Source organism: Microbulbifer maximicatervae (SeqCode) (assembly GCF_052467695.1).
The window spans coordinates 2938252-2958459 of record NZ_CP174320.1 but is presented as its reverse complement, the minus strand read 5'-3'; the positions used below and the strand labels follow the sequence as shown (position 1 = coordinate 2958459).

16 protein-coding genes are annotated in these 20208 nt (G+C 55.3%); all 16 read right to left on the bottom strand.

Features of this window, described 5'->3' with window-relative positions; genetic code table 11:
- Positions 1-203: 203 nt before the first annotated feature.
- Positions 204-1385, bottom strand: coding sequence for an O-succinylhomoserine sulfhydrylase (locus tag ACJJI8_RS12965; RefSeq protein ID WP_282931879.1), 1182 nt, complete (start codon positions 1383-1385; stop codon positions 204-206).
- Between the two features lie 184 nt (positions 1386-1569).
- On the bottom strand, positions 1570-3057 hold the full coding sequence (gene purF / locus ACJJI8_RS12960; RefSeq protein ID WP_282931878.1) for an amidophosphoribosyltransferase: 1488 nt from the start codon (positions 3055-3057) through the stop codon (positions 1570-1572).
- A gap of 45 nt (positions 3058-3102) precedes the next feature.
- Complete coding sequence (locus tag ACJJI8_RS12955) at positions 3103-3597, bottom strand: CvpA family protein (protein ID WP_282931877.1); 495 nt, start codon at positions 3595-3597, stop codon at positions 3103-3105.
- A gap of 241 nt (positions 3598-3838) precedes the next feature.
- The gene (locus ACJJI8_RS12950; protein ID WP_282931876.1) at positions 3839-4483 is read right to left on the bottom strand and encodes an SPOR domain-containing protein; all 645 of its coding nucleotides are present in this window, start codon (positions 4481-4483) and stop codon (positions 3839-3841) included.
- Complete coding sequence (gene folC / locus ACJJI8_RS12945) at positions 4464-5738, bottom strand: bifunctional tetrahydrofolate synthase/dihydrofolate synthase (protein WP_444932618.1); 1275 nt, start codon at positions 5736-5738, stop codon at positions 4464-4466. Before folC ends, ACJJI8_RS12950 begins: the two co-directional genes overlap by 20 nt.
- Before the next feature lie 77 nt (positions 5739-5815).
- Positions 5816-6670: an acetyl-CoA carboxylase, carboxyltransferase subunit beta gene (accD, locus tag ACJJI8_RS12940; protein ID WP_282931874.1), complete on the bottom strand. Its 855-nt coding sequence runs from the start codon at positions 6668-6670 to the stop codon at positions 5816-5818.
- Between the two features lie 160 nt (positions 6671-6830).
- Positions 6831-7640 carry a tryptophan synthase subunit alpha gene (trpA, locus tag ACJJI8_RS12935; RefSeq protein WP_444932617.1) on the bottom strand — a complete coding sequence of 270 codons (810 nt, stop codon included), beginning with the start codon at positions 7638-7640 and terminating at the stop codon, positions 6831-6833.
- A gap of 92 nt (positions 7641-7732) precedes the next feature.
- On the bottom strand, positions 7733-8956 hold the full coding sequence (trpB, locus tag ACJJI8_RS12930; protein ID WP_444932616.1) for a tryptophan synthase subunit beta: 1224 nt from the start codon (positions 8954-8956) through the stop codon (positions 7733-7735).
- A 310-nt stretch (positions 8957-9266) separates the two neighbouring features.
- Positions 9267-9875: a phosphoribosylanthranilate isomerase gene (locus ACJJI8_RS12925; protein WP_444932615.1), complete on the bottom strand. Its 609-nt coding sequence runs from the start codon at positions 9873-9875 to the stop codon at positions 9267-9269.
- 125 nt (positions 9876-10000) lie between these two features.
- A complete protein-coding gene (truA, locus tag ACJJI8_RS12920; RefSeq protein ID WP_444932614.1) occupies positions 10001-10894 on the bottom strand; it encodes a tRNA pseudouridine(38-40) synthase TruA in 894 nt (297 codons plus the stop codon).
- A 132-nt stretch (positions 10895-11026) separates the two neighbouring features.
- Positions 11027-14410: a motility hub landmark protein FimV gene (locus ACJJI8_RS12915; protein ID WP_444932613.1), complete on the bottom strand. Its 3384-nt coding sequence runs from the start codon at positions 14408-14410 to the stop codon at positions 11027-11029.
- A gap of 197 nt (positions 14411-14607) precedes the next feature.
- A complete protein-coding gene (locus ACJJI8_RS12910; protein WP_444905931.1) occupies positions 14608-15603 on the bottom strand; it encodes an Asd/ArgC dimerization domain-containing protein in 996 nt (331 codons plus the stop codon).
- A gap of 190 nt (positions 15604-15793) precedes the next feature.
- Entirely contained in the window at positions 15794-16909 is a 1116-nt protein-coding gene (gene asd / locus ACJJI8_RS12905; RefSeq protein ID WP_444932612.1) for an aspartate-semialdehyde dehydrogenase, read from the bottom strand.
- A gap of 69 nt (positions 16910-16978) precedes the next feature.
- A complete protein-coding gene (leuB, locus tag ACJJI8_RS12900) occupies positions 16979-18037 on the bottom strand; it encodes a 3-isopropylmalate dehydrogenase (protein ID WP_444898247.1) in 1059 nt (352 codons plus the stop codon).
- A 30-nt stretch (positions 18038-18067) separates the two neighbouring features.
- On the bottom strand, positions 18068-18715 hold the full coding sequence (leuD, locus tag ACJJI8_RS12895; RefSeq protein WP_444898076.1) for a 3-isopropylmalate dehydratase small subunit: 648 nt from the start codon (positions 18713-18715) through the stop codon (positions 18068-18070).
- Positions 18715-20163 (bottom strand): 3-isopropylmalate dehydratase large subunit, encoded by a 1449-nt coding sequence (leuC, locus tag ACJJI8_RS12890; RefSeq protein WP_444898077.1) that lies wholly within the window; start codon positions 20161-20163, stop codon positions 18715-18717. The genes leuD and leuC overlap by 1 nt, the downstream gene beginning before the upstream one ends.
- Positions 20164-20208: the final 45 nt, after the last annotated feature.

Genomic DNA, 20208 nt, shown 5'->3' with positions numbered 1-20208 from the left:
CTAGACCTTTCAAGAAGCTGCAACGCAGAGTGTGAATCGCTCTGCAAGCCCCGAAGGGCGGGTCTTGAAGGCCGCATCTGCTGTGTTGCAGCTCTTGCAAAGGGCTGTGGCCACTACGCCTAACATCTGTAGCCTTCAAGGCCCGCAGAGGTATTGCGGAATTATTCAGAGGCTCCCTAATAATCATAGGTAGCTGGGCGCGCTTATAACTGGGATAATCCACGCATCAGGTCGCGCTTGAGGTCCTCAACATTTTCCAGCCCTACCGAAACACGAATCAAATTTTCGGTAATTCCGGCGCGAGCCTTATCTTCATCACTAAGGCGGCCGTGGGTTGTCGTGGCAGGGTGCACAATAGTGGTTTTTGCATCCCCCAAGTTGGCAGTGCAGGAGAGGATTTTACAATTGTCGATCACTTTCCAGGCAGCTTCGCGACCACCGCGCACAGTAAAACTCAGCACTGCGCCAAAAGCGTCCTGCTGTTCCCGCGCTAGGCGGTGTTGGGGGTGTTTAGGCAAGCCGGTGTAATTTACCTTCTCCACCATCTCCTGCTCATCGAGCCACCAAGCCAAGTCGAGTGCATTGGTGCAATGCGCCTGCATACGCAACTTTAAAGTTTCCAGCCCTTTGAGGAATACCCAAGCATTAAACGGGCTCATGCTCGGTCCAGCAGTGCGCAGGAAAACCACCAACTCATCCATTACTTCCTTGCGACCAACGGCAACACCGCCCAGGGCCCGCCCCTGGCCGTCGAGGAATTTGGTTGCGGAGTGCACCACAATATCGGCGCCCATGGATAGAGGTCGCTGCAGTGCCGGGGTACAAAAACAGTTGTCGACCACCAGCATGGCACCAGCGCTGTGGGCGACCTGTGCCAACGCGCGGATATCGGCTACTTCACACAGAGGGTTGGAAGGCGTCTCCATAAACAGCAGCTTGGTGGAACCATCTACGGCCTGCTTCCAGGCATCCATATCGGTCAAATCGACATAGCTCACCCGCACGCCGAACTTTTCCATATAACGGCCAAATAAAGCCGTGGTGGTGCCGAAAACACTGCGGGAACAGATAACGTGGTCGCCACTTTTCAGTAGCGCCATACAAATACTGAGAATGGCAGCCATGCCGCTAGCAGTGGCTACCGCAGCTTCACCGCCTTCGAGAGCAGCGATGCGCTCTTCAAAAGTGCGTACTGTGGGGTTGGTATAGCGGGAGTAGACGTTGCCGGAGCTTTCGCCAGAAAAGCGCGCAGCAGCCTCTGCAGCGGAGGGGAAAACATAACTGGAGGTGAGGTAAAGTGCCTCGGAGTGCTCTCCTTCCGGTGAGCGAACCTGGCCGGCGCGCACCGCCAGGGTTTCCAGAGCGTAACCGTCGTCTTCAAACATATACCGCTTCCTGGTCAGTATTTTTGGAAGCAGTCATCTTAACCGAAACGATCTTAACTGGCGCCCTCTTCTGCCGCGAGAAAAGGACGCTTACGCTTTTTTACTATTGGCAGGCTACAAAAACGGTTTTTTTGCCGCCCGCCAATCAGGTGAAGGATATTTAGATATTCCCCCAAAGGGCGAATTACAAAGCGTTGGCGTCGGCCTTTTTACGCTTCGCCGTATCATTGCGCTGAGCGTGCAGATCGTTCAGGTATTCCTCGTCCACATCACCGGTGATGTAATTGCCGTCGAATACAGAGCAATCAAAGCGATCAATTTTTTGCTTGCCGCCACTGGAGCTGACCACCAAATCTTCCAGCTCCTGGTAGATCAACCAGTCTGCGCCAATCTCCTCACAGATTTCCTCGGTGGTGCGACCGTGAGCCACCAGCTCAGTGGCGGAGGGCATGTCGATACCGTAAACATTCGGGTATTTTACCGCTGGTGCAGCACTGGCGAAGTACACTTTGGCAGCACCGGCATCGCGGGCCATCTGGATAATCTGCTTACAGGTAGTACCGCGCACAATGGAGTCATCTACCAGCAACACATTCTTGCCACGGAATTCCAGCTCGATGGCGTTGAGCTTCTGGCGAACCGACTTCTTGCGCTGCTTTTGACCGGGCATGATAAAGGTCCGTCCGATATAGCGGTTCTTCACCATACCTTCACGGAATTTCACCCCCAAGCGGTGGGCTACCGTCTGACCTGCCGTGCGGGCAGAATCCGGGATCGGGATAACCACGTCGATATCGTGATCCGGGCGCATGCTGAGAATTTTGTCCGCCAGATGCTCACCCTGACGCAAACGCGCCTTGTGTACCGATACGCCATCCATAATGGAGTCAGGACGGGCAAAGTACACATGCTCAAAAATACAGGGAGTCAAAGACGGGTTATCTGAACACTGCTCGGAGTGCACAGTGCCATCCAGCTCGATATAGAGCGCTTCGCCAGGAGCGACATCGCGCACCAGGGTGTAACCCAGTACGTCCAGAGCCACGGACTCGGAAGCCACCATATATTCGGTGCCCTTCTCGGTTTCACGCTTGCCGTAAACCAGTGGACGAATTCCGTTGGGATCGCGGAAAGCGACAATACCGTAACCGACAATCAGGGCAACGCAAGCGTAGGCGCCGCGCACGCGCTTGTGTACAGAGCGCATCGCACTGAAGATATCTTCGGCTTTCGGCTGCAGCTTGTGCAACTTGTGCAGCTCGTGGGCGAACACGTTCAGCAACACTTCCGAGTCAGAATCTGTATTGATATGACGCAGGTCCTGCTGGAAGATCTCATCGACCACCTCGTGCACATTGGTGAGGTTGCCGTTGTGAGCCATGGCGATGCCGTAGGGAGAGTTCACGTAGAACGGCTGAGCCAGCGCCGGGCCGGAGCTGCCGGCAGTGGGGTAGCGGACGTGACCAATACCAAAATTGCCTTTCAGACGCTCCATGTGGCGCGCGCGGAATACGTCGCGAACCAGACCATTGGCTTTCTGCTGGTTCAGGCGATCATCGTCACAGGTAACGATACCGGCGGCATCCTGTCCCCTGTGCTGTAGCAGAGTGAGCCCATCATAGAGCTGCAGATTGACGTCACTCTTACCGACGATACCGACGATACCACACATATATTTGACCCTATTGACTCGAGAAGAGCGCTTTTGGCGCTCTATTTAAAACAACTTTACGAAGAATTCCTTAACGGAGCCCGCCAGCTCCCGCGCACTATCCTCAAATTCGAGGAAATGGGGAATCAAAACAGACTGACTCCACCAGCTGTCCTGCTCCACCGGCACCAATGCCGGGGCCAGGATCAACAGCGCCATCACGACAATGGCCCCCCGCACCAAGCCAAACGCCATTCCCAGCACTCTATCTGTACCGGATAGCCCAGTTGCCTCAACAAAGGCAGAAAGCACCATGTTGAGACCGGCGCCAGCGAGTAAGGTGCCGATAAACAGGATGCCAAAAGCTGCAATCATTTGGAGGGAGGGGGTGTCGACGAGGTTGGATAGCATTGGCGCCAGCTGGTCGCGAAACATCATGGCGACGATAAAGGCGGCAATCCAGGTAAGCAGAGACAAGGTTTCCTTGATGAAACCTCGACTAAGGCCGATAAGCGTGGAGATACCCACAATAGCCAGAATGATCCAGTCAGCCCAATTCATTCAATCCTACCTGCGTGGCGGCTGCTGCCGCGAAGAGCGCGCATTCTAACTGAAGGGACTAAGCGCGTGAAGCCGTAGGCCAACCGATTGGAATTTATTACTTGTAGTACCGCTTTCCCTGGACGTTTGGCGCAGTGGCAATCGGTTAATTGCGAATAAAAGTGCAAAGTGGAAGTCTGCCAGCAAGTTGCCACCATCCGCCTCGGGCTGAAATGGTGGCAACCTGAAGTCAAAGGCCCGATCAGGCCTTGAACTGAAGCACGAGGGTCTGGGCTTTCAGAAGGGTATCCAATTCTTTTTTCAGCTGATGGGCATCGGCCTTGTTGACCTTTGGCCCAACAAAGACCCGCACCAGGCGACCCTTATCTGTATCCACCGCCCGAGTATAGGCACTGTAGCCCTCGTTCATCAGGCGCAAACGCAGCTTGTCCGCATTGGACTCATCCCGGTAGGAAGCCACTTGAACCACCCAGGCCACAGGCAGGCCATAGGCATCCACAAGGGGCGAGGCTCCCTTCTTCGGCGCGGGCAGTTTTTCCTCCGGCTCATCACTCTTGGCGATCTCTGACCGTTCCTCTCCCTCATCAGCTACTGGAGCCTTCGGGTTGGAGAAGTTCTCCGGCAGATCCGGCTGGAAAGCCTCACCGGGCGCCGGTGCTGGCACAGCATCCGCTACCGGCTGTGGCTCGGCAATTTCAATAGGGCGTATATCCGGCTCCGCCGGAATCTGGCTGGTTTCACTGATATTGCCTGCGGCCTCCCGGTCCAACAGGCTGGGCAAGAAAATAACGGCAAGCGCAGCCAAAACCAGCGCACCGACAATGCGCTGCTTAAATCCGTCGTTCAATCGCCCTCGGCGGGAGGGTTTACCCTCGCAATTCTCCATTACCTTCGTCTCGCATCTGCTGCAGAACCTCAGCCACAGTAAAGAAGGAACCAAATACAAGCAACCTGTCTTGTGGACCAATGGTCGGCAGCAGCTGTTGTAAACCATCGGCGACCGTTGGACAGCGGCTATCGGCGTTCGTTGCCTCAACACCTGCTGCGGCCAGACCTTCCAGCAAGGTCTCTCCGCTCGCAGCGCGGCTATTGCCCTGCAACTCTGCGGGGTGCCAGGCATCCACCACACCCCGTAAAGGCGCGAAGAGTCCCACCAAATCCTTATCGGCCATAGCCGCTACCAGCGCATGGGTCTCACCATCTACAGGGTGATCTGCAAGCCATTTAGCCAAGTGTTCGGCCGCTGCCGGATTGTGCCCCACATCCAACAGCAAGTTGCGCCCTTGCCATTGAACCTGCTGACAGCGCCCAGGCAGGGCAATTTCAGCCAGTGCAGATTCGATCCCACTCTGGGGCAATACATTGAGCAGAGCCAGCGCGGTAATCCCAGCAGCGATACTTGGGCGCGGCAAGCTGATCGGGGGGATCACAAGTTCCAACTTACCAAAGCGGTAAAGTTCTTTTTTACCCTCTCCCAAATTCAGAGAGAAATCCTGACCTATAAAGTAACTGGAACTGGACAATTTTTCTGCCGCAGACAGCACAGATTGGGTGGGATTGTTATCAGCACAGACAAAAGGCGCCCCGGCACGCAGGATACCGGCTTTTTCATGGCCGATTATTTCCCGGTCACTGCCAAGCCAGTCCTCGTGATCAATGGCAACACTAGTGATAATAGCGAGATCCGCATCCACCAGGTTAACTGCATCCAGGCGTCCACCCAGGCCAACTTCCAGAAGTGCAAACTCGACGCCTGCCCTTTGAAATAACCAGAGCGCCGCCAGGGTGGTGTATTCAAAATAGGTCAGGCTGGTCTCACCGCGAGCAACCTCGATAGCCTCAAACGCCAGCACGAGATCTTTATCGGCAACCTCTTCACCCCCGATACGCACCCTCTCGTTAAAGCGCAGAAGGTGTGGGGAACTGTAAGCGCCTACGGAGCGCCCTCCCTTACACAGCAGCGCCTCCATAGTGGCCACGCAGGAACCCTTACCATTGGTGCCCGCCACAGTAATCACTGTCGGTGCCGGTTTCTGGATACCCAGTGCATCGGCCACAGACGCGACGCGCTCAAGACCTAATTCAATTTCGGAAGGGTGCAGCTGCTCCAGGCGGGAGAGCCAATCTTGCAGTGAAGGCATAGTTGAAAACATCAATGATGGGGGCTGCAATCAGCGGAAATTAAGCTGATCACAGCATTACCCTATGGGAATGGAAATCAGTTGCCGGTCAGTTTACCCAATATGCGGGACACTGTAGAGCGCATTTCCTTGCGAGGAATAATCATATCAATTGCGCCGTGCTCCAGCAGGAACTCACTGCGCTGGAAACCTTTCGGCAATTTCTGGCGAATGGTCTGCTCGATAATATTCGGGCCGGCAAAACCAGCGCGCGCTCCGGGCTCCGCCGCGTTGATATCCCCCAGCAGGGCCAGGGATGCGGAAACACCACCGTATACCGGGTCGGTCATAATGGAGATATATGGCACGCCGGCCATCTTCATTTTTTCCAGCACCGCTGAGGTTTTAGCCATCTGCATGAGGGAGATCAGGGCCTCCTGCATGCGGGCACCACCGGTAGCAGAGAAACAAACCAGCGGGATACGTTGCTCCAAGGCACGCTGAGCGGCACGGGTAAAGCGCTCGCCGACCACATAGCCCATGGAGCCACCGTGGAAAGCGAACTCAAATGCTACCGCTACCAGGGGAGCACCATTCAGGCTGCCCTGCATAGCGATCAGGGCATCCTTCTCACCAGTGGACTTTTGTGCCTGCACCAAGCGGTCTTTATATTTTTTAACGTCTTTAAACTTCAGGCGATCAACCGGCTGCACATCGGTGGCCAGCTCTTCACGACCTTCCTCGTCGAGGAAGATATCCAGGCGGCGACGGGCGCCGATTCTAAAGTGGTGATCGCACTTGGGGCACACATCCAGATTGCGTTCCAGCTCCGGGCGATAAAGCATCGCATCGCATTTGACGCACTTCTTCCAAACCCCCTCGGGGACCTTGCTGCTGCCGGTGCGACGCTCTGTGCGAATTACCGCAGGGACAATTTTTTCTAACCAGCTCATCTCGTTTCCAAATCCGGATGCTTTCTTTGGGCCGGCACATTTTACCGACCAGTGGGTTTCAGGCTAGGAATTAAAACACTAAGCTGAACAACAAACCCGGCCAGATCAGCCGCTATTTTTGGCTTTCTGGCCAGCTTTGTGCTTAGAGCTATAGCTGCTTTTAGCGATCCAGGGCTTCGCGCATCTCGCTGACAATAGCCCCAACCGCCGCTTTAGCGGCTTCCAGGTCTGCCGCCGCATCTACCGCCGACACCAGCACGCTACCGACTACAGCACCGTCGCCATGGGCACTGACCTGGCGGGCCGAGGTACCATCTTTGATACCGAAGCCAACACACAGGGGCAGATCGGTAAACTGGCGAATATGGTCCAGATTGTTACGCACTGAATCCAAATCCAGGTGGCCTGCTCCGGTAACCCCCTTCAGGGATACATAGTAAACAAAGCCACTGGCGACATCGGTAATTTCACGAACACGCTCTTCAGTGGTGGTAGGCGTCAGCAGGAAGATATTGCGCAGGTTGCGCTCCGCCAAAAAGGCATTCAGGGAACCGGACTCTTCAGCCGGCAGATCTACGGTCAGGGCACCATCGACACCCGCAGTGGACGCCGCTTCAGCAAACTCCAATTCACCCATACGCTGAATAGGGTTGGCATAGCCCATCAGGATTACCGGGGTGTCACTATCCGACTGACGAAATTCTTTCACCAATGCCAAACATTTGCGCAGCGAAGCCCCATTGGCCAGCGCTCGCTCATGCCCTTTCTGAATTACCGGGCCCTCTGCCATGGGGTCGGAAAACGGCACCCCCAATTCAATAACATCGGCCCCGCTGGCTACCAACTGATGCATCAGCGGCACAGTATTTTCCAAGCCGCCATCGCCAGCGACAATATAAGTTACCAGTGCCTTGCGGCCCTCATCGCGCAACTTGGCAAAGCGGCGATCAATTCTATTTTGTTCTGTCACAGTTTATTCCCTGAGCTACTCCTGGCAAAAAGCCAGCTCAATTATTTGATCTTCACCCATTTTGCCCGCCTCAGAGGCGGGCGGTGATATTGCTACACCTCGATACCGTCGATAGCGGCAACGGTGAAAATATCCTTATCGCCTCGGCCGGAGAGATTCACCAGGACATTCTGCTCAGGGCTCATGGAAGCCGCCAATTTGAGCGCGTACGCGACTGCATGGCTGGATTCCAATGCCGGCAAAATGCCCTCAGTGCGAGTGAGACGGCGGAAGGCATCCAGGGCTTCATCATCATCGGCGGTGACATATTCCACCCGGCCGATATCTTTCAGCCAAGAGTGCTCAGGGCCAACACCCGGGTAGTCGAGCCCCGCAGAAACTGAGTGAGTCTCGATAATCTGGCCGTCATCATCTTCCATCAGGTAGGTGCGGTTACCGTGCAGAACACCGGGAATACCATCATTCAGTGGTGCAGCATGCTTACCGGAAGCCAGGCCTTCACCGCCGGCTTCGACACCAAACATTTTCACTTCAGCATCATTCAGGAACGGGTGAAACAGGCCGATCGCATTGGAACCACCACCGACGCAGGCCACCAGCGCATCGGGCAACTGGCCAAAGCGTTCCAGACTCTGGCAACGGGCTTCACGGCCGATAATAGAGTTGAAGTCGCGCACCAATTGCGGATAAGGGTGAGGACCAGCCACAGTGCCGATAATGTAGAAAGTATTATCGACATTGGTTACCCAATCGCGCATGGCTTCATTCATGGCGTCCTTTAGGGTCTTGGAACCGGATTCCACCGGCACCACTTCTGCCCCCAGCAGCTTCATACGGTATACGTTGGGGGACTGGCGCTTAACGTCTTCCGCACCCATATAAACCGTACACTGCAAACCGAGACGCGCCGCCACGGTTGCCGTAGCCACACCGTGTTGACCAGCGCCGGTTTCGGCAATTACGCGGGTCTTACCGCTGTGTTTGGCCAGCAGTGCCTGGCCCACCGTGTTATTTACCTTGTGCGCACCGGTATGGTTCAGGTCTTCCCTCTTAAGCCAGATTCGCGCACCGCCCGCCTGCTCAGTCAGTCGCTCAGCAAGATACAGCGGCGATGGCCGGCCTACGTAGTGCGCCAGATCGTGATCAAAGGCAGCGACAAAATCCGGATCATCTTTCAGGCGGCTATACATTGCCTGAAGCTCATCCAATGCGCTGATCAGCGTCTCCGATACAAAGCGACCGCCGTAGGGACCAAAATGTCCGCTCGCATCCGGGAAGGTGGAAAAATCGATAGCACCTGGCTTACTCACACTCATACTCCGTGGGTCACGTGGGGTTAAAACTTTCTTTCTATTTACCTACTGTTTGAATAGTTCTTCCTGAACTATTCAAACGTCGCCAGAAAATACTGGCGCAGATGCGTCGATCTGCTGGTATTTACTGGCTCGCGCCGGCCAAGCCGGCGGGCGGCACTTCCCTGTGCCGCTTTAATACTATTAGCCCTAGCTCTTCCTGAACTATTCAAACGTCGCCAGAAAATACTGGTGCAGATGCGTCGATCTGCTGGTATTTGCTGGCTCGCGCCGGCCAATCCGGCGGGCGGCACTTCCGGTACCGCCTCTAAATCTATCTCTTCGCCGCGCTGACAAACGCAAAAACTTTTTCTCGATCCTTGCGTCCCGGCTGACACTCTACACCTCCGCTCACATCCACCCCCTGTGGGCGCGCAGCTTCTACTGCTGCAGTTACATTCGCGGGATTCAAGCCACCGGCAAGAACGATCGGGCGATTGCTATCTTGGGGAACCCTGCCCCAATCAAAGGTCTCTCCAGTACCACCGGGGACACCAGGCCTGTAGGCATCCAATAGAAAACCCCGGGCTTTGGGGTGCTCAGTCATTGCGGCTTTGACATCGAGGTCATCTTTCATCCGCAACGCTTTGATATAGGGACGCCGGAATTGTTCGCAGAAACGGGCACTTTCATCGCCGTGGAATTGCAACAGGTTAAGCGGCACCGATTCCAGTACAGCGTCCACCTCACTCTGTGCCGCATCGACAAATAACCCCGTCAGGGTGACAAATGGGGGAACTGCCGCTGCAACTTTAGCTGCCATATCAAGATCGATATAGCGCGGGCTCGGCTTATAAAATACCAGGCCCAACGCGTCGGCACCTGCATCTACAGCCATCAGGGCATCTTCTATACAAGTGATGCCGCATATTTTTACTTGCATCGTGTAACCTGGACTCAGCCGGCTGGCCGATCAAAAGAGGGAACGACGGATACTAGCAGATAGTCAGAAGGCGCGAAATGCACGCCCTCTCCCAGATTTGCTTTAGCCTCGAAAAATTCAGCAGTCTAACTGGAAAGCAAAGCACCCAAAGGTTGTGGCACCAGCAGTGGCCCAGGCTCACATTGGGGAAGCTGGAAATGATCCGGATAGCGCACATCAACGAGATACAGGCCAAACGGCGGCGCAGTCACGCCTCCGACGGAGCGGTCCCGCTGATCCAGCACCTCTTTTACCCAAATTGGTGGACGCTCACCTCGCCCCACAGCCATCAAAACCCCGGTGATATTGCGCACCATATGGTGAAGGAATGCGTTAGCACTAATCTCCAAGGCAATCAGCTGACCCACTGGAGCAATATCCAGGCGGGTAATTTCACGCACCGGGCTCTTGGCCTGACACTGAGAGGCGCGGTAGCTGGTGAAGTCGTGGCGGCCGATCAAGTAGCTGGCTCCCTCACGCATCGCCTCCAGGTCCAGCGAATGCTGGGTCCAGGTTACCTCAGCGGCGCTGTGGGCCGAGCGGGTCGGTGCGCTGTGGATCAGGTAGCGATAACTGCGGGCGTGAGCGGAAAAACGTGCATGGAACTGCGCCGGCATTTCCCGCGCCCAGCGCACCCGCACTGAATCCGGCAACTTGGTATTAACTCCCTGCACCCAGGCGCGGTCCGGGCGCTGCGCTCGGGTATCAAAGTGGATGACCTGATTGGTAGCATGAACGCCCGCATCGGTACGCCCGGCACAAACCAGGGTCACATCCTCCGCTGCAATAGTGGATAAAGCCCGCTCCAGATGAGCCTGGACAGTCTCCGATGCAGACTTCTGCTTCTGGAAACCGTGCAGCTTGGCTCCGCAATACTCAACGCCCAGGGCTATACGGCGCAGCCCTTCGGGCAGCCCCTCACCTTCAGGTACCTCCCCATTGGGCTTGTAAATATATTCCCTTTGCGTCACCTGACTCATATCACCAAAACCACTCGCTCTCCCCCGCTGCGTCTGCGCCGGGTAAAAATCACTGCCGGGAACTTCCCGGTAAACATAAAAAAACCTCGCAACCAGTGCGAGGTTTTTTCAAAAACGGAATATGCTGCTAGCTTACACCATCCGCTCCAGCATTTCCTCGGCGCGGTCTTTGTGTTCACCGCCACCATCCTGGGCTACCTCTTTGAGGATATCCTTGGCACCCTCTTCGTCACCCATATCCATATAAGCTTGAGCCAGCTCCAACTTGGTCGCCATCTCATCGCCGCCTTCCAGCAAACTCAACTCTGAATTGAGGTCGCTTTCCAGGTTGAAGTCGAGGTCACCAAAGTCAGAATCTGACGGCTTCTCGACAATCGCCTCAACCTGCTCTGTCGCTTCAGGTTTAGCTTCAACCAAGGGTTCTGGCTCAAGAGTCAAATCACCCTCAGTGGATTCATCGATGAGAGCCAGCTCATCCTCTAGGGAGAACTCCTCTTCGATTGCATCCGCATTGAAGTCCAGGTCGCTAGCCCCGGCCAGCTCCATACCTGCAGCATCGAGAGTATCCAGGTCAGCATCGAGGGATAAATCTGCTGCCGGCTCACTGCTGGCCGTGGCTACCTCTGCCGAGGGCTGCTCAGTTGCGTTGAGATCCGCAGCAATATCATCCAGGTCGATACCGTCGAGATCCAGGTCGGAATCCAAGTCGCCGCCGATCATCTCCAGATCGCCATCAGAGAAGTCATCCATGGATAACTCTTCTGCAGACTCCTGGGCAGAGGAGACTCCTTCTGCCAGGGAGATTTCCTCGCTCAAACCGCTGTCAACGGAATCCAGTTCCAGAGCATCATCCAATTCAAAGGCCGTATCCAGCTCAACCGAAGTCTCTTCTTCTGTCTGGGGCTGAATCTCTTCCTCCATCATGGAAAGATCCAGCTCAAAATCCAAACCCGGAACGGAACCACCGCTGGTAGTTGCCTTTTCTTCCAGCTGGGCCTCAACTGAGGCCTCAGAGTTTTCTTCTGCCGCCGGCTCCAAGTCGAGGGAATCCAGATCCAAATCAGAGGTATCGAATTTTATTGGAGCATCGACACTCTCTTCTGTGTTATCAGAAAGCTCAAGCCCCAAATCGTCTTCAATCAAAGCGGGCTCTTGATTACTTGAGCCCAGATCACCCAGGTCCAACTCACCCAAATCAAGTTCATCAAGATTTAAATCGCTTTCAACTTCTGGTTCCGATACCTCAGCAGTAACTTCTTGGCTGTCTCCGTCTAGAGCACTGTCCAGGTCCAAATCATCCAGATTGAACTCGGTATCCAGCGACTCGCTTTGATCTGCGCTCGCCTGCAACGGCTCTTCAAAGCTGCTATCCAACTCCAGATCCAGGGACAGCTCTTGCTCAGAATCAGAGCTTTCCTCATCCAATGACAGATCCATAGTCAGGTCATCGAGGAGAGAGGTATCCGGCTCCAGCGCGTCACCGCTACCAACCAGTCCCGGCTCGGCGCTGGTGAAGTCATCGTCCAGGGCCGCGCCGATATCGTCGAGCTGCGCCGCTTCGAAGGACTCATTGGAAAGACCCATAGCTGGGGCTTCAAAATCCGGCGCACCAGCAATGGATTCACGCAGGCGGGCGGCGCGATCGGCAGCAGGACCGTCGCTGATGCTAAGCAGCTGGCGGTAGTGATCGTCAAACTTTTCAACGTCCTGGTTGTGGGCGTAAACCTCCATCAACATCAGGCGCGCATCGACTACCTGCGGGTCCTTTTCCAGGCCCAGCAGCAGCTTGCTTTCCGCTTCCTCATACTGCCCCAGGGACAGGTGAATCTCCGCTTCAGAAATTGGGTCATCAGTGCCTACATCGCCGAGATCGCCCAGATCGAAGGTATCGTCTGCCTCCATGCTCTCAACTGCAGCGAGAGTTTCATCGGGTTCGGCAATATCCTCAGGAATATCCAGCGGCTCTTGTTCCATAGCCATCTGCTGTTCAAGTTCCTGCTGCGCCTCTTGTTCAGCCTTGCGGCGACGCCAGGTGAACAGGCCAAATATAGCGGCCAGCAGACCCGCACCACCCAAGCCAATCAGCATTCCGTTATCGGCCAGCTGCTCCATAAAGGTTGGCTTGGGCTTGGTTTGAACTTCAACTACACGGTTACGCGTCTCTGCTGGAGCCGGTTCGGCTTCAACAGTTTCTCCTTCCGTATCAGCAGCAACATCAAACTCTTCGCTGTCTTCAACAGTCAGGCTGTCATCTAAAGACTCTACTTCAACGTCATCCGCCTCAGTGGGGTCGAGCAACACGTCTGACTGCTCCGCAGCGGCCTGCACCGCAGCCAGTTCCTCATTGGAAACATCAATCAGCGTATCCATGGTATCGATCTGCTCGTCGAGCTCGGCGATACGTTCACGCAATTCCGTGTTTTCGAGCTTGGACTTATCCAGCTCTTCCTCAGCTACTGTGAGATCGCCTTCCAGCGCCTCACTGTCATCAGTGCCGACTCCAGAACCGGAGGTAACGGACTCATTGTCCCCCGGTGCAGCCAGGCTAACGCGTCCTTCAACCGTTTCGCTGACATAGGACTCCTCCTCAACCGCACGAGCATCCAGCGGTGCGCCGGTAGCCACTTCCACTTCGGAGCGCTGGCGCCAGGAGTCATTCTGTTGAGCCACCTCAGAAATCGCCTCCGTCATAGTCAGAGTGCGCAAATCCTCGCTGTTGGGCAGGCGCAGTACGGCACCTTTCTTCAACAGGTTGATATTGTCATTAATAAAGGCTTCTGGGTTCAGCCTTTGAATCGCCAGCATGGTCTGCTGAACAGAGAACTCGCGACTGGCACGATTTTGCAGCGCGATTTCCCACAACGTATCGGAGGAACTTACCGGGCCATATACCTGGCTGTTGCTCTCACTGGTGTCTGTAGTCGTAAAGCGTGGCTGCGGACGAGCGGGCTCACGAGTTTCTGGGGCAGTCCTTTCAGTTGGGGCTGGTTCGGCCGGTGCCTGGCGAACAGCCGGGGCCGGTGTTGTGCGAGGCTGGGGCTGCTGAACTGGGGCTGTGCGACGCACTTGCTGCCGCTCGCGCTCAGCTGCGCGCACGGGTTGCTGCGCAGCCGTTGGGGAAAACGCCGGCAGGTCCATTAGCAGCGTATATTCGCGCAGTAGACGGCCACTGGGCCAGCGAGTCTCAACCAGGAAATTCAAAAAAGGTTCGCGAATGGCGTCGCGACTGGAAATGCGGATAACCGGCTTGCCACCGGAGTAGTCCACGTCAAAACTTAAAGAAGTAAGGAGGTAAGAGCGCTCGACACCAGCGCGTTCGAATTCTTCAGGACCTGCGAGGCGAACCCTAATTTCGGTATCTTCCAAACCGCGAGTCTGCAGCAGTCCGATTTCCGCATCGAGAGGCTGGTTAAGGGTCGAGTTGAGCTTGATCTCACCTAGTCCAAGCGCCAGAGCCGCGTTGCTTCCCAGTGCACCGACTAGACCAACTGCAAGTGCCAACTTACGCACACGCATATCCGATTCCCTTTATTGTTAGAACCTTCCCAGGGTTTCCGAAAAGCGCGCCTTCAGAATATCCCCATTACTGAACGGTAATCGTTCAACTAATTAGCCGCCGTTTAGGCAGCCGCCAACTATGGCGAATTTTTCGCCAGTCTCAGCCGGGCCAAAGTTAAGATTACACCTTCACTATGGCCGCTAAGTATTAAATATCAGTAGTTTTTTAGCAACAAGTGGGCAATTTGTGCACAGTTTATTGCTACATCTTTACGCAGGTTGTCAGACACCGCACAAAGATTTAACTGTCGCTTGTTGAGTAGACTTTGGCGCAAACGGCCGATGATTGTCACGTCACTGCCCACCGCACTTTCTGCCGAGGGCTGCTCCGCCATTTTGAGACCAGCGCCATTTGCCAGCAGCGCACGCACTTTTTCCAGATCGACATCTTCAGTTAAAGCGACGCCCAAATTAGCTAGCTGACCGTGGAAAACAGAGACCGTGTTGATGCTGGCATCGACTGCTACCGCGTCTCCAAATAAGCGGCGCAGGTCGTGAACCAAAGTCAGCTCACTGAGGGTGTGGCCACTGGCGAGCAGAGCCTCGCAGGCACTGAGCTGGTTAAACGCCAATCGGTGGCCAATCTCAGGATCAATTTCTGCGTCCTGCCCACTAAACATCCGCGCGGTTTGTGCCGCCATAGCATCAATTGCGGCCTTGCCCAGAGCAGACACCGGCTGATTGAGCTGTACCTCTACCGCTTGCAGTTTATCTTTCAGGGGCGCCAGGGCTTCCGCCACCATGGAGGCGCCGGCACTTGGCAGCGCAACAACGCGGCGCTCGGCAGAAGCGAGTTCACCGCTGTTAAACATTGGGTGTACCAGGGCAACACTTTCATCGCCACGGGTGTTGTTGGCCACGTCTACAATCCAGGCGCCATTTTGTTCTGCGGCAGCCATGGCAGCTTCAACGGCTTCGCCGGCGCTCAGCAGAATCACGACCTGCTTATCGTTAAATGTAAATTTCTCCAGGGACTCCACCGGAATATTGCGATTGGCAAATACCTGGGGGTCTACTTCCCGTTCGTCAGTCTCCAGCAAACTCAGCTGCTCGGCGGAAATTACTTCACGCTCTTCGAGTACTTCCAGCAGGGGACCAAAGGCGGCGTTATCAACACCGACAATGACCAGTTCGCGGGTGGCTTCGGACATGGCAAATCACTTCATTGAATTGGAAAGGGAAAAATGAGGGGCGATTATACCCGTGGGGAAAATTCGAAAAAGGCGCTATGACAAACAGTAGCCGTTTTTTACGCGAAGAAGTTCACAGCTTGGCAAAAAGTCCTCCACTAAAGTGGCCTTTTTCCACTCTTAGTAGAGGACTTACTCAGGTTCGTACCAGTTACAGTTTGCCGAGTAAAATTAGCAGGATTCTGCGCAGGGGTTCTGCGGCGCCCCAAAGCAGCTGATCCCCTACAGTAAAGGCGTTTAAGTACTCTGGACCAACGCTCAATTTACGCAGTCGACCGACAGGAATATCCAACTTTCCGGTAACTGCTGTTGGCGCCAGATTCTGCACCGTAGCCTCACGCTCGTTGGGCACTACATTCACCCAGTCGTTGGCACCATTTAACAATTGTTCAATGTCGGCAAGTGGCAAATCTTTTTTCAATTTTATGGTGAAAGCCTGGCTGTGACAGCGCATGGCACCGATACGTACGCAAGTGCCGTCCACAGGAATCGGGGTTTCGGTCTGTAAAATCTTGTTTGCTTCAACTTGCGCCTTCCACTCTTCGCGGCTCTGGCCACTCTCCAATTGAGTATCGATCCAGGGCAGCAAACTGCCCGCCAGTGGCGCGCCAAATTCTGCAGTGGGGAATTCTGCTGAGCGCATATCTGCTGCTACTTTGCGATCAATCTCCAGAATGGCGCTGGCGGGGTCGGCCAGCTCTGTTGCCACACCATCGCGCAGCGCACCCATCTGCGCAATCAACTCGCGCATATTGCGCGCACCGGCACCGCTGGCCGCCTGGTAAGTCATGGCGGTAACCCACTCGACCATGCCCGCCTTAAACAGTCCACCCAGAGCCATCAACATCAGGCTCACGGTGCAGTTGCCACCGATAAAGTTTTTCTGTCCGGCATCAATCGCGCGATCAATCACATCGCGATTAACCGGGTCCAGCACAATCACAGCATCATCCTGCATTCGCAGGCTGGAAGCCGCATCAATCCAGTAACCCTGCCAACCGGCCTCGCGCAAGCGGGTAAAAACTTCCTTGGTGTAATCACCACCCTGACAGCTGACAATCGCATCCAGCTGGCTCAGTGCATCAATATCGTAAGCATCGCCCAGTGGCGGCAGGGGCCTGCCGATGTCCGGCGCCGTGCCTCCGGCGTTGGAAGTTGAGAAAAAAACCGGTTCGGCGATATGGGCAAAGTCGTCCTCTGCTCGCATGCGCTCCAGTAATACCGAGCCGACCATGCCGCGCCAGCCGATAAAACCTATTTTTTGCATTGCGGTGTCCTGTATGTGAGGTGGTCAAAGTGCGCCGCCGGGAAAGCGGCGCGATAGTGGAATCGAAACTTAAAGTGCGGCTACAACGGCAGCGCCCATCTCTGCGGTAGAGACTTTCTGGCAGCCGTCGGTATAAATATCGGCAGTGCGCAAACCCTGCTCCAACACCTTGCTCACTGCTGCTTCAATCGCATCTGCCGCCTCGTTCATATCGAGGGAATAACGCAACATCATGGCAGCAGACAAAATAGTCGCCAGCGGGTTGGCGATACCCTGGCCTGCAATATCCGGAGCGGAGCCATGGCACGGCTCGTAAAGACCAAAACCGCTTTCGTTCAAGGAGGCGGAGGGCAACATACCAATGGAACCGGTAAGCATGGCGGCAGCATCGGAGAGGATATCGCCAAACATATTGCCAGTTACCATCACATCAAACTGCTTGGGCGCCCGCACCAATTGCATCGCCGCGTTGTCCACGTACATATGGGACAGCTCTACATCGGGGTATTCCGGAGCCAGACGATCCAACACCTCGCGCCAGAGCACTGTCACTTCCAGTACATTGGCTTTGTCGACAGAACAGAGTTTGCCATTGCGCTTTTGTGCCGCCTCAAAGGCAGAGCGGGCAATGCGTTCAATTTCTGATTCGCTGTACACGTAGGTGTTAAAGCCCTGGCGCTCGCCATTTTCCAGGGTCTTGATACCGCGCGGCTCACCAAAGTAAATACCGCCGGTTAACTCGCGCACAATCAGAATATCCAAGCCAGCGACCACTTCAGGCTTTAGCGAAGAAGCATCGGCCAGTTGCGGGTAGAGAATCGCCGGGCGCAGATTCGCGTAGAGGCCCAGGCCGCTGCGAATTTTTAACAGGCCTTTTTCCGGGCGAATTTCCCGCTCCAGGGTATCCCACTGAGGGCCGCCTACCGCGCCGAGCAGCACCGCATCGCAATCACCCGCCGCCTTCAGAGTTTCGTCAGTCAGAGGCTCACCGTGGGTATCGATAGATGAGCCACCTATCAGGCCCTGCTCAAAGCTGAGCCCCAGATTGAATTTTCCCGATGCAACTTCCAGCACCGCCATGGCCTGTTCAACAATTTCCGGACCAATGCCGTCACCGGGCAGAATCATTACTTTTTTCGTCACAGGAATTTCCTTTAATTATTGAACCGCATCAAAAAGCCAGGGGGCTTTCTCTCGGCGCGCCTGCTCATAAGCGCGAATATCGTCGGCGTGCTCCAGGGTCAGACCGATATGATCGAGACCATTTAGCAAACAGTGCTTGTAGAAGGCATCCACTTCAAATGGAATCAGCTCGCCACAGGGCTTGCGCACATGCTGCTGTTCCAGGTCGATGGTGAGCGCATAACCCTCCTGCCCGTGTGTTTCTTCAAACAACTGGTGCACTACATCTTCCGCCAGGACAATTGGCAAAAGACCATTTTTAAAACAGTTATTGAAAAAGATATCGGCAAAGCTGGGCGCGATAATTGCGCGGAAGCCGTGATCTTCCAGTGCCCAGGGCGCGTGCTCACGGCTGGAACCGCAGCCAAAATTCTCCCGTGCAATCAGCACTGAACCACCCTGGTAGCGGGGGAAATTAAGGGGAAAGTCCAGATTGAGCGGACGGCCAGAACAGTCCTGCCCGGGAACCCCCTCATCCAGATAGCGCAACTCATCAAACAGGTTCGGGCCAAAGCCAGAGCGCTTAATAGATTTCAAAAACTGCTTGGGGATGATCAGGTCGGTATCCACATTGGCCCGATCCATCGGTACCACGAGACCTTCGTGCTGGGTAAACGCTTTCATCAAACCATCTCCTCTTCCAGCTGTACCGGTGCCATCTCTCGCACATCGACAAAGTGGCCGGCAATTGCAGCCGCTGCCGCCATACTGGGACTCACCAGATGCGTGCGGCCACCGTAACCCTGGCGCCCTTCAAAGTTGCGGTTGGAGGTGGAAGCACAGTGCTCTCCCGCCCCCAGCTTGTCCGCATTCATCGCCAGACACATGGAACAGGACGGTTCGCGCCACTCAAAACCGGCTTCAACAAAAATCTCGTGTAACCCCTCGCGCTCAGCCTGGGCTTTTACGGCCTGGGAGCCCGGAACAATCAGCACCTGCTTGACGCTATCCGCCTTGTAACGGCCCTTGGCAACTTCTGCTGCTGCGCGAAGATCTTCAATCCGGGAGTTGGTGCAGGAGCCGATAAATACGCGATCCAGTTTGATATCACTGATATTCTGCCCGGCGTTCAACCCCATATATTCCAGCGCTCGCTCCATGCCCGTACGCTTGGTAGCATCGCTCTCGTCACTGGGAGTAGGCACCTGGGCGCTGATCGGCGCCACCATCTCAGGGGAAGTGCCCCAGCTGACCTGCGGCTCAATATCCTCACCGACCAATACCACGACTTCGTCGAATACCGCATCGTCATCGGAGTGCAAGTGGCTCCAAGCCTCAACTGCGCGATCCCACATTTCGTCTCTCGGCGCGTAGGGCTTGCCTTTCACGTAATCGAGAGTGATCTGGTCTACCGCCACCATCCCCGCGCGAGCACCGCCTTCAATGGCCATATTGCACACGGTCATACGGCCTTCCATGGACATGTTGCGGATCACTTCGCCGCCAAACTCGATCGCGTAACCGGTACCGCCAGCAGTACCGATTTTGCCAATGATCGCCAGCACCACATCTTTTGCCGTGACACCTGGGCGCAGCTGGCCGTCGACGCGAACCAGCATATTCTTCATTTTCTTCTGGGTAAGGCACTGGGTAGCCATCACGTGCTCCACCTCAGAAGTGCCAATACCGTGGGCCAAGGCGCCGAGCGCCCCGTGAGTGGAGGTATGTGAGTCGCCACAAACCACCGTCATACCCGGCAGTGTCGCACCTGTCTCAGGCCCGATCACATGCACAATACCCTGCCCCGGCTCATTGATGCCGAACTGGACTACATCAAAGTCACGGCAGTTTTCATCCAGGGTCTGTACCTGGATTCGGGAGATATCATCACGAATACCACTGACGCCAGCGGCGCGCTCGGCCGCCTCGGAAGGCACATTGTGGTCGGGAGTGGCGACTAGCGAATCCTTGCGCCAAGGTTTGCGACCAGCCAGACGCAGGCCTTCAAACGCCTGGGGGGAGGTCACCTCGTGAATCAGGTGGCGGTCGATATAGATAAGTGAGGAGCCATCATCACAGTTCTTGATCAGGTGGTCCTGCCAGAGTTTGTCGTAGAGTGTTTGCCCTGCCACAGCCATTCCTCTCATTAGTTAAGAGCCTGAGTCTACCCAGACCCA